The following is a 12,467-nucleotide window of genomic DNA, read 5'->3' on the forward strand; positions in this document are numbered from 1 at the left end:
GTCACATCCTGAACAGGCCGAACTTCGTCGGCTCGATCGGCGCATTGGCGGCGGCCGACAGGCCGAGCCCGAGCACCAGGCGGGTGTCGGCGGGATCGATCACGCCGTCGTCCCAGAGCCGCGCGGTGGCGTAATAGGGATTGCCCTGCTTCTCGTATTGCGCGCGGATCGGCTCGCGGAATTTGTCTTCCTCCTCCGCCGACCAGCTCTCGCCCTTGGCCTCGATGCCGTCGCGCCGCACTTGACTGAGCACCATCGAGGCCTGCTCGCCGCCCATCACCGAGATGCGGGCGTTCGGCCACAGCCAGAGGAAGCGCGGGCTGTAGGCGCGGCCGCACATGCCGTAATTGCCGGCGCCGTAGGAGCCGCCGATCACGACGGTGAATTTCGGCACGCCGGCGGTCGCAACCGCCGTCACCAGCTTGGCGCCGTCGCGCGCGATGCCGCCCGCCTCGTACTTCTTGCCGACCATGAAGCCGGTGATGTTCTGCAGGAACACCAGGGGAATGCCGCGCTGGCAGCACAGCTCGATGAAATGCGCGCCCTTCAGCGAGCTCTCGCTGAACAGGATCCCGTTGTTGGCGATGATGCCGACCGGATAGCCCCAGATGTGGGCGAAGCCGCAGATCAGCGTGGTGCCGTAGAGCTTCTTGAATTCGTCGAACTCGGAGCCGTCGACGATTCGCGCGATGATGTCGTGCACGTCGAAGGGCTTGCGGCCGTCGGCGGAGACCACGCCGTAGATCTCCTCGGCGGGAAACAGCGGCTCCTGGACGGCGCGCATGTTGAGCGGTGCCTTCGTGGGCTGCTTCAGCGTGCCGACGATGCGCCGCGCGATCCCGATCGCATGGGCATCGTTCTGCGCGTAGTGATCGGTCACGCCCGACTGCCGGGAGTGGACGTCGGCGCCGCCGAGCTCTTCGGCGGTGACGACCTCGCCGGTCGCGGCCTTCACCAGCGGCGGGCCGCCGAGGAAGATCGTGCCCTGGTTGCGCACGATGATGCTCTCGTCGGACATGGCCGGCACGTAGGCACCGCCCGCGGTGCAGGAGCCCATCACGATGGCGATCTGCGGGATGCCCTGCGACGACATCTGAGCCTGGTTGTAGAAGATGCGGCCGAAATGCCGCTCGTCGGGAAAGATCTCGTCCTGCAGCGGCAGGAAGGCGCCGCCGGAATCCACCATGTAGACGCAGGGCAGATTGTTCTGCCGCGCGATGTCCTGGGCGCGCAGATGCTTCTTCACCGTCAGCGGGTAGTAAGTGCCGCCCTTGATGGTGGCATCGTTGGCGACGATGATGCATTCGCGCCCCGAGATGCGACCGACGCCGGTGATGACGCTCGCCGAATGCACGTCGCCGCCGTAGAGCCCGTTGGCGGCGAGCGGCGACAGTTCGAGGAACGCCGTACCCGGATCGACAAGGAGGTCGACGCGATCGCGCGCCAGCATCTTGCCGCGCGAGGTGTGCCGCTTGCGCGAGGTCTCGCCCCCGCCGCCGGCGACCTGCTTGAGCTTGTCGCGGAGCTCTGCGACCAGGCTGCGCATCACATCGGCGTTGCGGGCGAATTCGGAGGATGTGGGATCGATCGTCGAATGAAGCGGCATCGGTGTTGCACGTTTCGTTGGAGGAGCCGACAGGATTTCGGGAAAGAACGGGCCGCCGCGCCAGAGGCGCGACGGCGGCCGCACGGCTCAGGCCGTCTTGGCGAACAGCTCGCGGCCGATCAGCATGCGGCGGATCTCGCTGGTGCCGGCGCCGATCTCGTAGAGCTTGGCATCGCGCAGCAGCCGGCCGGTCGGATAGTCGTTGATGTAGCCGTTGCCGCCCAAGAGCTGGATCGCATCCAGCGCGCATTGGGTGGCCTTCTCGGCGGCATAGAGGATGGCGCCGGCAGCATCCTCGCGCGTGGTCTCGCCGCGGTCGCAGGCCTTTGCCACCGCGTAAACATAGGCGCGCGAGGCGTTCATCGTGGTGTACATGTCGGCGATCTTGCCCTGCACCAGCTGGAACGAGCCGATCGGTTCGCCAAACTGCTTGCGCTCGTGGACGTAAGGCAGCACGACGTCCATGCAGGCCTGCATGATGCCGATCGGTCCCGCCGCCAGCACCGCGCGCTCATAGTCGAGGCCACTCATCAGCACGTTGACGCCGCGGCCGACCTCGGAGAGCACGTTCTCCTCCGGCACCTCGCAATCCTCGAACACCAGCTCGCAGGTGTCGGAGCCGCGCATGCCGAGCTTGTCGAGCTTCTGCGCGGTGGAGAATCCCTTCATGCCCTTTTCGATGATGAAGGCGGTGATGCCGCGCGGGCCGGCATTGGCATCGGTCCTGGCATAGACCACCAGCGTCTCGGCGTGGGGACCGTTGGTGATCCACATCTTGCTGCCGTTGAGCACGAAGCGGTCGCCCTTCTTCTCGGCACGGGTCTTCATCGAGACCACGTCGGAGCCGGCGGAGGGCTCCGACATCGCCAGCGATCCGACATGCTCGCCGGAGATCAGCTTGGGCAGATATTTGCGCTTCTGCGCGTCGTTGCCGTTGCGGCGGATCTGGTTGACACAGAGGTTGGAATGCGCGCCGTAGGCCAGCCCGACCGACGCCGACGCACGCGAGATCTCCTCGACCGCGATGCAGTGCTCGAGATAGCCGAGGCCCGATCCGCCAAACTCCTCCTCGACCGTGATGCCGTGCAGGCCGAGCGCGCCGATCTTGGGCCAGAGGTCGCGTGGAAAGCTGTTGGAGCGATCGATCTCGGCGGCGCGCGGCGCGATCTCGTTGGTCGAGAAATCATGCACCGTCTCGCGGATCGCATCCGCGGTCTCGCCAAGGTCGAAATTGAAGATTGCCGCCCGGTTCGAGGCCATGATCCCTCCCATGAGATTCATCTTGCAATTAAACGATCATACGTTTTTTTCTTGGCTTCGCAAGCAACCGTGCTATGGTTTGCATATGAAATCCGCAGTTCATTGAATTTACTGGGATTTCATGCGATATACATACGGTCGTTTGCTTGTTTCCGGCACTCCCTGACAAGCCAACATCCCTCCGAGGCCCTGATGGCACGCACGATCGGCTCACACGGCCCCACGACGCTGGAGGCGATCCGCAAGGCCGGCGTGCGCCTGATCTTCGAGCGCGGCTACGAGGCGATGAGCCTGCGCCAACTCGCCGCTGAAGTCGGCATCCAGGCCGGCTCACTCTACAACCATATCTCAACCAAGCAGGACCTGCTGTTCGATCTGGTGCAGGAGCATATCAACGATTTGCTGCGCGAGCTCGATCTTGCGCTGGAGGGCAAGGCCGATCCGGTCGAGAGGCTGCGCGCGTTCGTCGCCTTCCACGTCAGCTATCACATGACCCGCAAGCGCGAGGTCTTCATCGCCAATTCCGAGCTGCGCAGCCTCGAGGCCAAGAACTACGACGCCGTGGTGGCGCTGCGCGGCGCCTATGAGCAGCGGCTGGCGCAGATTCTGACCGACGGAGTGTCGGAGGCCGTGTTCGAGGTCGTCGATATCCAGGTTGCGACCTTCGCGATCATCGCGCTGCTGACCGGTCTTTGCACCTGGTATCGCCCCGGCGGCCGGCTGACCCGCGACGCCATCATCGCCGCGCACGAGAAACTGGTGCTGTCGGGCGTCTCGCCGCAAGCCACGCTCGGTCAGGTCGGCAGCGGCAGCAAGAGCCCGCGGACTGCGGTAGCGGGCTCGTGACTGTGACAGAGCGCCCACAGCTTGATGAAATCGATTTGCGGATCCTGTCCGAATTGCAGCGGGACGGCCGGATCAGGATCAACGAGCTCGCGGAGCGGGTCGGCATCACCGCCCCGCCCTGTCTGCGCCGGGTCCGCGCCCTGCGCAGCCGCGGCGTGGTGCAGGCGATCCGCGCCACGCTCGACGAGCGGCTGCTGGGCTATGAGGTGACGACCTTCGTCCTGATCCAGCTCGACAGCCAGAACCTGGTTGCGATCGAGGCGTTCGAGGCCGCAGTGGCGGCGGTGCCGCGCTTCCTGCAATGCTGGCGGATCTCGGGCGATGCCGATTTCATGCTGAGATGCGTCGCGCCCAGCGTTGACGACATGCGTCAGCAGCTGCTGCAATTTGCCGGCCTGCCCAACGTGCGTAAAATTAGAAGTTTTCCGGTGCTCGGCGTCTCCAAGGATGCGCCGCTACCGATCCCGGGCGTCCTGGCCTCGACCAGCCCGGCCAGTTGACCGTTTCTGCCGCTTCGGCCTGGTAGCGTCCGGATGTCGAATCGTCAGCGCGGATCGTCCGTCGACCGACGCCGACGCCTTGGTTGATAGCAACGCCAACGTGTGACATCCTGAAGCCATCGTTCACCGCGCCTCGTGGTGAGCCGTGGGGTACTGCCCTGCGGTAGATCGGACGCCTCAGCCCCTGGCTGACGCGAAAGATCTGCCGCGGGGCGCCGTCAATTGGGACGGACCTCATGGCCTCAGACTTCGCATCCCTCACCTCGTCCGGCGACCAGACCGTCGAGCATTTCCGCGTCCACGGTTGGATGCGCGTAGCTCGGTCGTTCGACAACGCCGAGGCCGCCGCCATGCGCGACGTCGTCTGGGACGGCCTTGCAGGTATCGGCATCCAGCGCGACGCGCCGGCAACATGGACCGTCGAACGGCCGGTGAAGCTTCAAAAGCTGAAGGACCATGCTGCCTTCAATGCCGTGGGAAGCGCGCGCTTGCTCGCGGCCATTCGCGCCGTTTTGGAAACACAGGCCTTTGAGAAGCCGAAAAGGTGGGGCGCCATTTTCGTGGCGTTCCCGACCGAAGAGGAATGGGGTGTGCCGGCGAGCGGCTGGCACATCGATGCGAACTACGCCAGCCAACTGGCGCCGCCGAAGGGCGTCCAAACCCACGCTCTGTTCGGCGACATTGTGCCCCGCGGTGGCGCCAGCCAGATTCTGTCGGGCTCGCATCGGCTGATCCACAAATGGTTCAAGGACCATCCGCCGGCGGCCGGCGCGCGAAGCGCCGACATGCGCAGATCGTTGCAGAGGCATCCCTATATCCGCGATCTGCTTACCGAGGGTAACCGGGAGGGCCGCATCGATCGATTTATGAACCGTGTCGAGGAAGTGGACGGCATTCCGCTGCAAGTCGTCGAAAACATCGGCGCCGCCGGCGATGTCATCCTTTTGCACCCGTTGACGCTGCACGTCGCCGCCCCAAACAACGGGGCCGCGCCTCGCTTCCTGCTCAGCGGCGCCGTGACGACCGATATGCACGGCTGGGCGCTGTGAGTGGCGTCATCCCTTCGTCGCGGGGACGCTCTAGTGGGTCCAAGGCTCCCAGCGGCGGAACGCGAAATTGTCGGCATAGGCGACCTGGCGGTGCGCCGAATCCTTCGGCTCGATCACCTGGTAGGCGATGCCCTTGCGCTCGCAATAGGCGACCGCCTCTTCCTTGGTCTCGAACTGCAGCGTGAGCTGCTGCTTCATGTCGGTAGACGAGGTCCAGCCCATCAAGGGCTCCACGGTGCGCGGCTGCTCCGGCTCGTAATCCAGCTGCCATTCTTTGGTCTTGGCACGTCCCGATTGCATCGCGTTTTTGGCGGGCTTAAAAATGCGTGCGGTCATGGATGGTCGGCCTCGTGGGATGTGCAATATGGAAGCGATTTGAAGGAAGCCGCCGGGATAGTATAGAGACACCGTTCAACGAACTGATCGGTGATTCCTCGATCCCGGAGGGAGCCTTCGCCGGACCGGTATAGTCATTCTACCGCGCTGTGACAATCTGGCCTCGGGAGGCTTCGGTCTGGAGTCCCCTGGGTCCGCGGCGCGGCCTTCTCGACAGCATCATCTCGAGGAAGCGGCGCCCATGGAAATCCACGCTCACCTGCCCGATAAAGGACGTGACCTCCGGCTCGACCTGTTCCGCGGGATCGCGAACTGGGCGATCTATCTCGATCACATCCCCGACAATATCGTGAACTGGATCACGACCCGCAATTACGGCTTCAGCGACGCCGCGGACCTGTTCGTCTTCATCTCCGGCTACACCGCATCCTTCGTCTATGCCCGCATGATGCTGGAGCGCGGCTTCATCGTCGGCGCCACCAGGCTGACCAAGCGGGTCTGGCAGCTCTACGTCGCCCATATCATCCTGTTCGTGATCTACATCGCCTCGATCAGCTATCTGGCGCTGCGCTTCGGCGATTCCGAGATCATCAACGAGTTCAACGTCGCCGGCCTGGTCGACAACGCCACTGAGACGTTGCGCCAGGGCCTGTTCCTGAAGTTCAAGCCGGTCAATCTCGACGTGCTGCCGCTCTACATCGTGCTGATGGGCCTGTTTCCGCCGGTGCTGTGGTTCATGCTGCGGCAGCCGAACTGGACCATGATCGCCTCGCTCGCGCTGTGGCTGGTGTCGCGGCACATGGGCTGGAACCTGCCCGCCTACCCGGCCGGGACCTGGTACTTCAACCCGTTCGCCTGGCAGGTGCTGTTCGTGTTCGGCTCGTGGTGCGCGATGGGCGGCGCGCGCGCCAACATGCACATCATCAATTCGCGCTACACGCTGTGGTTCTGTATCGCCTATCTGGTCTTTGGCCTGATCATGACGATGGCCGGCCGCTTTCCGGACTTCGGCGCGATGTTCCCGGACTGGCTGTATTCGGCTTTTAACCCGAACGACAAGACCAACCTCGCGCCCTATCGCTTCCTGCACTTCGTGGTGATCACGGTGCTGGTGATCCGCTTCGTCCCGAAGGACTGGTCGGCGCTGGAGTGGAAAGTGTTCGATCCGCTGATCGTCTGCGGCCAGCAGTCGCTTGCGGTGTTCTGCGTCGGCGTGTTCCTGTCCTTTGTCGGACATTTCGAGCTCTCGATGAGCTCGGGCTCGCTGTTCGCGCAGATCTTCGTCAGCATTTCCGGCATCGCGATCATGACGATCGTGGCCTATTACATCTCGTGGTCGAAGCGGCAGGACAAGCCGATCAAGCCGCCGGCGCCGAAACCCGCGGCACCGGCGAAGGCGGCCTGAGCCTTTTTGTTGAGCATGGTCTACGCGCAAACGCTTCGCGTTTGTCGCGGGGAAAACCGCTTCACACTTTTCCGGACCATGCTCTAGGCGCCTCCGCGGCTACCATCCTGCGTCGTCGAGGAGACGATGGTGGCGACGTCGCCGAACGTCGTCATCACAGGCGTGACGACCTTGTGCATGGCGGTCTTCGACACCAGCGTGTCGTGCAGCACGAGGTTGTCGATCCCGGTGGTGAGGAAGCAGCTCACCGCATCCTGCGGCGTCTCGATGATCGGCTCGCCCTTGACGTTGAACGAGGTATTGATCAAGACCGGCACGCCGGTCAGCGCCTCGAACTCCTTCAGCAGGCGATAGAGCACCGGGTTGGTTTCCTCCCGCACACTCTGCACCCGCGCCGAACCGTCGACATGCACGATCGCCGGAATCTTGTCGCGCCATTCGGGGCGCACCGGCTTGGCGATCAGCATGTAGGGCGAGTCCTCCTCGCCCTCGAAGATCTCCTTCATCCGCTCGGCCAGCACGATCGGCGCGAACGGCCGGAAGGCCTGGCGGTGTTTGACCCGGCTGTTGAGGATGTCCTTCATCTCGGCCTTGCGCGGATCGGCGATCAGGCTGCGGTTGCCGAGTGCGCGCGGACCGAATTCAGAGGGCCCCTGAAACCAGCCGATCACGCGCTGGTCGGCGAGCAGCTTGGCGGTGTCTCGGCAGATGTTGTCGCTGCGCTTGGCGTCGATCTGGATGCGCACCAGGAAGCTTTGTAGCGCGGCCGCGACCTCGGTGTCGCTGTAGCGCCGACCGACATAGGCATGATCCATCACGAACGAGCGGCGTCCTTTGAGGATCTCGAGCCAGCCGTAATAGGCGCATCCGATGGCAATGCCGTCGTCGCCGGCGGCGGGCTGGATCCAGACGTTCTCGAAGCCGGCCTCGCGCGCGATGCGCCCGTTGGCGACGCAGTTCAGCGCGACGCCGCCGGCGATGCAGAGGTTCTTCGCGCCGGTGGTCTCGCGCAGCCAGCGCGCCCGCGCCAGCAGCACGTTCTCGGTGTCGTCCTGCACTCGCCAGGCGATGTCCTCCCAGTGCCGCATCGTCGGGCTTTTGTCCCAGCTGCCGCTGTCGAGCACGAAGGGCTGCTGGTTGTCGGCCCCCCAGAACGGCACCTCCAATCTGCCGTCCTTCATCTCGAGCAGATGGCCGACCTGCTCGTGGCGGCCATAGGGCGCGAGCCCCATCAGCTCGCCGCACTTGTTCCAATCACCGAACACATAGGTCGAGACCCGGCTGTACAGCGCCCCTAGACCCGGCATGTTGTAGAACTCGTCCGACAACAGACCGCGCGCCGGCTCCATGAAGACCTTCTTCAGGCATTCGAGCCTGGTGTCGTCGAACCTGTAGTAACTCTCGGACTCGCGGGCGAGCGGCGATGCCCCATCCTGCTGATAGGTTTCCATCGCGTCGGCCTGATAGCTGCCGACGCCGTCGACGATCATCACGACGCCGTCCTTGAACGGCGACACCGCGAACGCGCTGTAGGCATGCGCAAGGTGATGCGAGATCGACACCACCTTGTCGGACTTGGAGCGAAACAGCGGATGCTTGATCGCCTCGTTGCGTTCGGCGATCGGCAGGAAGCCCGGCATGTCCTGGTGGAGCATCCGCTCCTCCATCTCGGGCACCGGCAGGATGTAGCTGTTGCTCACCACGAGATCGACGTCGTCGAGCGTGATGCCCTCGGCGGACAAGCAGTAGTCGATGACCTCCTTGTAGAAGCCGGAGGCGTGTTTCTCGCGGGTGATGCGCTCCTTGGAGATCGCATAGGCAATCGCGCCGTCACGCAGCAGGCAGGCGCTCACGTCATGGTCGTAGACGTTGAGACCAAGGACGTAGGTGTGTTGTTTCGGCATGGGCACTCTTCAGGAAGGATTCTGAAACGCTCAGAGAACATGATCGTGTCGACTTCAAGTTCTCGACGGCATTTTCCGCGGCTCGCAAACCTCTGCTTCTGCGATGCACAAATCAAATCGGCGCAATGCAAGATGAACAGAATGAACGGCGGATGAACGACAAGATGAGCGTAGCAACCACATCATCCTTTGCAGGCGGGACTGTAACTTGACCTTACCTTTTGGTCTCAATAGAGTCGTTAAAGCTCGCAAGAACCTTAGTGAAAATATTGTCTTAGCATGCTCGAACCGGACGCCGGTCTCGCGCGTCTAAGCGAGACAGCCAGCATCAGTTCAGATGTTTGGAAGTGACTGGAGATCTTCAGAATGACTAAACGCTACAATATCCTGACTCGTTGCCTCGCAGCAGTCGCTTTGTTGTTCGTCTATGTCGCAAGCACCTCCGCCATCCTGGTCGGCGCCACCACTTCGCCCGCGCAAGCCTGGCGCGGTGGCGGACGTGGCTGGGGCTATCGCGGCGGCTGGGGTCGTGGCCGCGGATGGGGCTATGGCCGCGGTTATGGCTACTACGGCGGTTATGTCGGTCCCCGTTGCTGGTGGACCCCGCGTGGTGTTCGCGTTTGCCGGTGGTAACAACCACCCGGCCGACACAAGCGATATCGAAGACATGAATCAGGTGCGTCGATCCCGGCGCACCTGATTTTCTTTTTTGCGGCTTGGTTGCCCTGCTGGGACTCGGTTCTCCCGCCCGGGCTTGGCTCATCTCCGGCACACAAGAAAGAGCCCCGGGGAGACGCCGGGGCTCTAGTCACGGGAGAGAACGCTTCGGAAATCGGGACGCGAGGACGAGCCGCCGGCCCGATCACCCAATGCATCTACGGCGTGTATGAGAACAGATTCGTCTGCCTCTGGCTGTAGCCATGCCGCAACAACCTGCCGTAATGCACAGCATGTCCACGGGTTCCCGTATTCGGCGAAACGGCCCGAAGGCGCCTAAGCGTCGAGGATCGCAACCGCCCTCGTCCATCCCGCCGACGCGCGCTCGATCTTCACCGGGAAGCACGACACCATGAACCCGGTCGACGGCAATAGCTCGAGATTGTGCAGCTTCTCGATGTGGCAGTAGCCGATGTGCCGACCGGCCTTGTGGCCTTCCCAGATCAGGCTGGCGTCCCTGGTCTCGGCGTATCTCTTCGCGGTGAAGACGAACGGCGCGTCCCAGCTCCAGCCGTCGATGCCGGTCAGCCGCACGCCGCGCTCGAGCAGATACATCGTCGCCTCATAGCCCATGCCGCAGCCCGAATTGACGTAGTCGGCCTGGCCGTATTTCGCGCCGGCACTGGTGTTGACGACGACGATCTCGAGCGGCGACAGCGTGTGGCCGATCCGCTTCAGCTCGGCTTCGACATCGCCCGCCGTCGCGACGTAGCCGTCAGGCAAATGGCGGAAGTCGAGCTTCACGCCCGGCTGAAAGCACCATTCCAGCGGCACCTCGTCGATGGTCCACGACCGTTCGCCGCGATTCATGGTCGGATGGAAATGCCAGGGCGCATCGAGATGCGTTCCGTTGTGCGTGGAGAGCGAGACCTGCTCGACGGCCCAGCCCTGCCCGTCCGGCAGGTCCGCCGCCTTCAGCCCATCGAAGAACTGCAGCATGCGCGGCAGCCCCTGCTGATGGTCGATATACTGGATGGTCGGGTGATTGCCCGGCGGATCGGCCGGAACGTCGTTCTGCAAGGGAACGGAGATATCGATCAGTCTGCGCGCCATGGGGCCTCCTCCCGGATTGGTCTTGTCAGGCTGAAGCAACCTGCCAGTCCGCGCGCACCATCGGCAAGCCACATCCGTTCGAGATCAGGCCACGGCCTGCGCCGGCTGAGACAGCGGCAAGGAGCCGCGGCGTTGAACCTATTTCCCGCACGGACGACCCATGGGCACTGGGGATTTCAGGGCCCAGTATTCGGCGACGCCGTCTGGACGATCCATATTCCGCCCAGGCGGCGTTGTTGCGTCAGACGATACGACAGCCTCGCGCGGGCCGGCCACGACCTGGCGCGGTCAGTTCCTACGATCAAGCTTCAAGATGGGATGGTCGGGGCAGCTGGATTCGAACCAACGACCTGCAGTACCCAAAACTGCCGCGCTACCAGGCTGCGCTATACCCCGATATTTCCGAGAAGCCCCGTGGATACACGCTTCGGCCAGCGCCAGCAAGGCGGCGGCACGAGACTTCCGGCTGGGAAATCGGCCGCGGTTTCCATCCGGAAATCGCCGGGGAACGGCGAGCTAGTGGCCGCCGAACAGCGGGTGGCCGACCCGGTCGCCGGGCTGGATGCCGTATTTCTGCGCGGTGCCGGCAATCACCTCGAGGACGCCCTTGGCGAGCCCCCGCGACGGAATGATCTTGGTCGACATCGGCTCGGTGTTCTCGGCGATCCGCAGGATGCGCCCGTCGGCGCGGATGAAGATCATGTCGAGCGAAATGTAGGTGTTCTTCATCCACATCGACACTTCCTGCTCCGGCGTGAAGTCGAACAGCATGCCTTTGCCGTCCGCGAGCTCCTTCCGGTACATCAGGCCGGTCTCCTTCTCCTGCTCGGTGGTCGCCATTTCGACGGAGAAGACGTGCACGCCGGATTTGGTGACGATCTCGAGCGGCTGGACGCTGGCGGCCTGCGCCGCCGGGGACAGCAGCGCGCCGAACATCATGATGAGGGAGGCCAGCAGCCACGGGCGGAGCCGCCCAACCATGCGATCGAAATTCATCGACAAATACTCACACCGGGGAAGATTTTCCGGCGGACCCTAACCCGATGATTGCGCCAAATGCCAGAGCCCTGACAGCTCGCCCGCGGCTCACGTTTCCGTCAGGGGAGTCCAGCTCAGGGCTCAGTGCGACGACAGCGCCGAGGGGCCGGTCTCCGGGTGGATCTCGGCGGCCATCATGCCCTTGGAGCCGGGCCCGAACCGCACCAGCACATACTGGCCGGGACGCAGCTCGGTCATGCCGAAGCGGCGCAGCGTCTCCATGTGCACGAAGATGTCCGGCGTGCCCTCGCCGCAAGTCACGAAGCCGAAGCCGCGCAGCCGGTTGAACCACTTGACCTGTGCACGCTCGAGCCCGCTGGTCGCGGTCACCGTGACATGGGTTCGCGGCGGCAGCATCTGCGCCGGATGGATCGCGGTCGACTCGTCCATCGAGACGATGCGGAAGGCCTGGTAGCCCTTCGCGCGCTGCACGCACTCGACGACGAGCCGCGCGCCCTCATAGGCGGTCTGGTAGCCGTCGCGCCGCAGCACCGTCACGTGCAGCAGGATATCGGGCCAGCCATTGTCGGGGACGATGAAGCCGTAGCCTTTCGAGGCGTCGAACCATTTGATGACGCCGGAGACTTCGACGAGGTTGGCCGCGGCGTCGCCGAGGCCGGAGAAGGCATCCAGCGCCGGATCGCGCGGCGCGCTGCCGTACTCGCCTTGTGCAATCCTGCTTTGCCCAACTCCGCCTATCGGCGGTCCACCGAGCTTCTTGGACTCAAATCCGTCCGACCCCATGACCCCGGA

Annotated in this window: 12 protein-coding genes and 1 tRNA gene; 5 read left to right on the forward strand and 8 right to left on the reverse strand. The window is 63.8% G+C overall.

All coding sequences use genetic code 11. The features are described from left to right. Position 1: 1 nt before the first annotated feature. Both CO675_RS12545 and CO675_RS12550 read right to left on the reverse strand, forming a co-directional pair. Positions 2-1,606 (reverse strand): carboxyl transferase domain-containing protein, encoded by a 1,605-nt coding sequence (locus tag CO675_RS12545; RefSeq protein WP_097672204.1) that lies wholly within the window; start codon positions 1,604-1,606, stop codon positions 2-4. An 87-nt stretch (positions 1,607-1,693) separates the two neighbouring features. Next, positions 1,694-2,866, reverse strand: a complete 1,173-nt coding sequence (locus CO675_RS12550; RefSeq protein WP_097672205.1) for an isovaleryl-CoA dehydrogenase — start codon at positions 2,864-2,866, stop codon at positions 1,694-1,696. 192 nt (positions 2,867-3,058) lie between these two features. Between CO675_RS12550 and CO675_RS12555 the strand changes: the two genes are divergently transcribed. From CO675_RS12555 to CO675_RS12565, 3 genes are all read left to right on the forward strand, one after another. After that, the gene (locus CO675_RS12555; RefSeq protein WP_097672206.1) at positions 3,059-3,712 is read left to right on the forward strand and encodes a TetR/AcrR family transcriptional regulator; all 654 of its coding nucleotides are present in this window, start codon (positions 3,059-3,061) and stop codon (positions 3,710-3,712) included. Between the two features lie 2 nt (positions 3,713-3,714). Beyond that, positions 3,715-4,212: an Lrp/AsnC family transcriptional regulator gene (locus CO675_RS12560; protein ID WP_198964588.1), complete on the forward strand. Its 498-nt coding sequence runs from the start codon at positions 3,715-3,717 to the stop codon at positions 4,210-4,212. Between the two features lie 236 nt (positions 4,213-4,448). Then, positions 4,449-5,261 (forward strand): phytanoyl-CoA dioxygenase family protein, encoded by an 813-nt coding sequence (locus CO675_RS12565; protein WP_097672208.1) that lies wholly within the window; start codon positions 4,449-4,451, stop codon positions 5,259-5,261. A gap of 30 nt (positions 5,262-5,291) precedes the next feature. On the opposite strand, the gene CO675_RS12570 is transcribed toward CO675_RS12565, so the two are convergent. Then, positions 5,292-5,597: an ETC complex I subunit gene (locus CO675_RS12570; RefSeq protein ID WP_097672209.1), complete on the reverse strand. Its 306-nt coding sequence runs from the start codon at positions 5,595-5,597 to the stop codon at positions 5,292-5,294. Between the two features lie 241 nt (positions 5,598-5,838). On the opposite strand from CO675_RS12570, the gene CO675_RS12575 reads away from it, so the two are divergent. Beyond that, the gene (locus tag CO675_RS12575) at positions 5,839-7,002 is read left to right on the forward strand and encodes an OpgC domain-containing protein (RefSeq protein WP_097672210.1); all 1,164 of its coding nucleotides are present in this window, start codon (positions 5,839-5,841) and stop codon (positions 7,000-7,002) included. An 83-nt stretch (positions 7,003-7,085) separates the two neighbouring features. On the opposite strand, the gene CO675_RS12580 is transcribed toward CO675_RS12575, so the two are convergent. Further along, a complete protein-coding gene (locus tag CO675_RS12580) occupies positions 7,086-8,906 on the reverse strand; it encodes a carbamoyltransferase family protein (RefSeq protein ID WP_097672211.1) in 1,821 nt (606 codons plus the stop codon). A 366-nt stretch (positions 8,907-9,272) separates the two neighbouring features. Between CO675_RS12580 and CO675_RS12585 the strand changes: the two genes are divergently transcribed. After that, a complete protein-coding gene (locus CO675_RS12585; RefSeq protein ID WP_097672212.1) occupies positions 9,273-9,539 on the forward strand; it encodes a hypothetical protein in 267 nt (88 codons plus the stop codon). Between the two features lie 360 nt (positions 9,540-9,899). On the opposite strand, the gene CO675_RS12590 is transcribed toward CO675_RS12585, so the two are convergent. The 4 genes from CO675_RS12590 to CO675_RS12605 form a co-directional block, all read right to left on the reverse strand. Next, positions 9,900-10,676 (reverse strand): cyclase family protein, encoded by a 777-nt coding sequence (locus CO675_RS12590; RefSeq protein ID WP_097672213.1) that lies wholly within the window; start codon positions 10,674-10,676, stop codon positions 9,900-9,902. A 319-nt stretch (positions 10,677-10,995) separates the two neighbouring features. Continuing rightward, positions 10,996-11,072: transfer RNA gene (locus CO675_RS12595), tRNA-Pro, on the reverse strand. 120 nt (positions 11,073-11,192) lie between these two features. Next, positions 11,193-11,672 (reverse strand): DUF192 domain-containing protein, encoded by a 480-nt coding sequence (locus CO675_RS12600; RefSeq protein ID WP_097672214.1) that lies wholly within the window; start codon positions 11,670-11,672, stop codon positions 11,193-11,195. A 123-nt stretch (positions 11,673-11,795) separates the two neighbouring features. After that, positions 11,796-12,458, reverse strand: coding sequence for a cold-shock protein (locus CO675_RS12605; RefSeq protein WP_097672215.1), 663 nt, complete (start codon positions 12,456-12,458; stop codon positions 11,796-11,798). Positions 12,459-12,467: the final 9 nt, after the last annotated feature.

The sequence above is a fragment of the Bradyrhizobium sp. C9 genome, from assembly GCF_002532045.1.
Classification (GTDB): domain Bacteria; phylum Pseudomonadota; class Alphaproteobacteria; order Rhizobiales; family Xanthobacteraceae; genus Bradyrhizobium.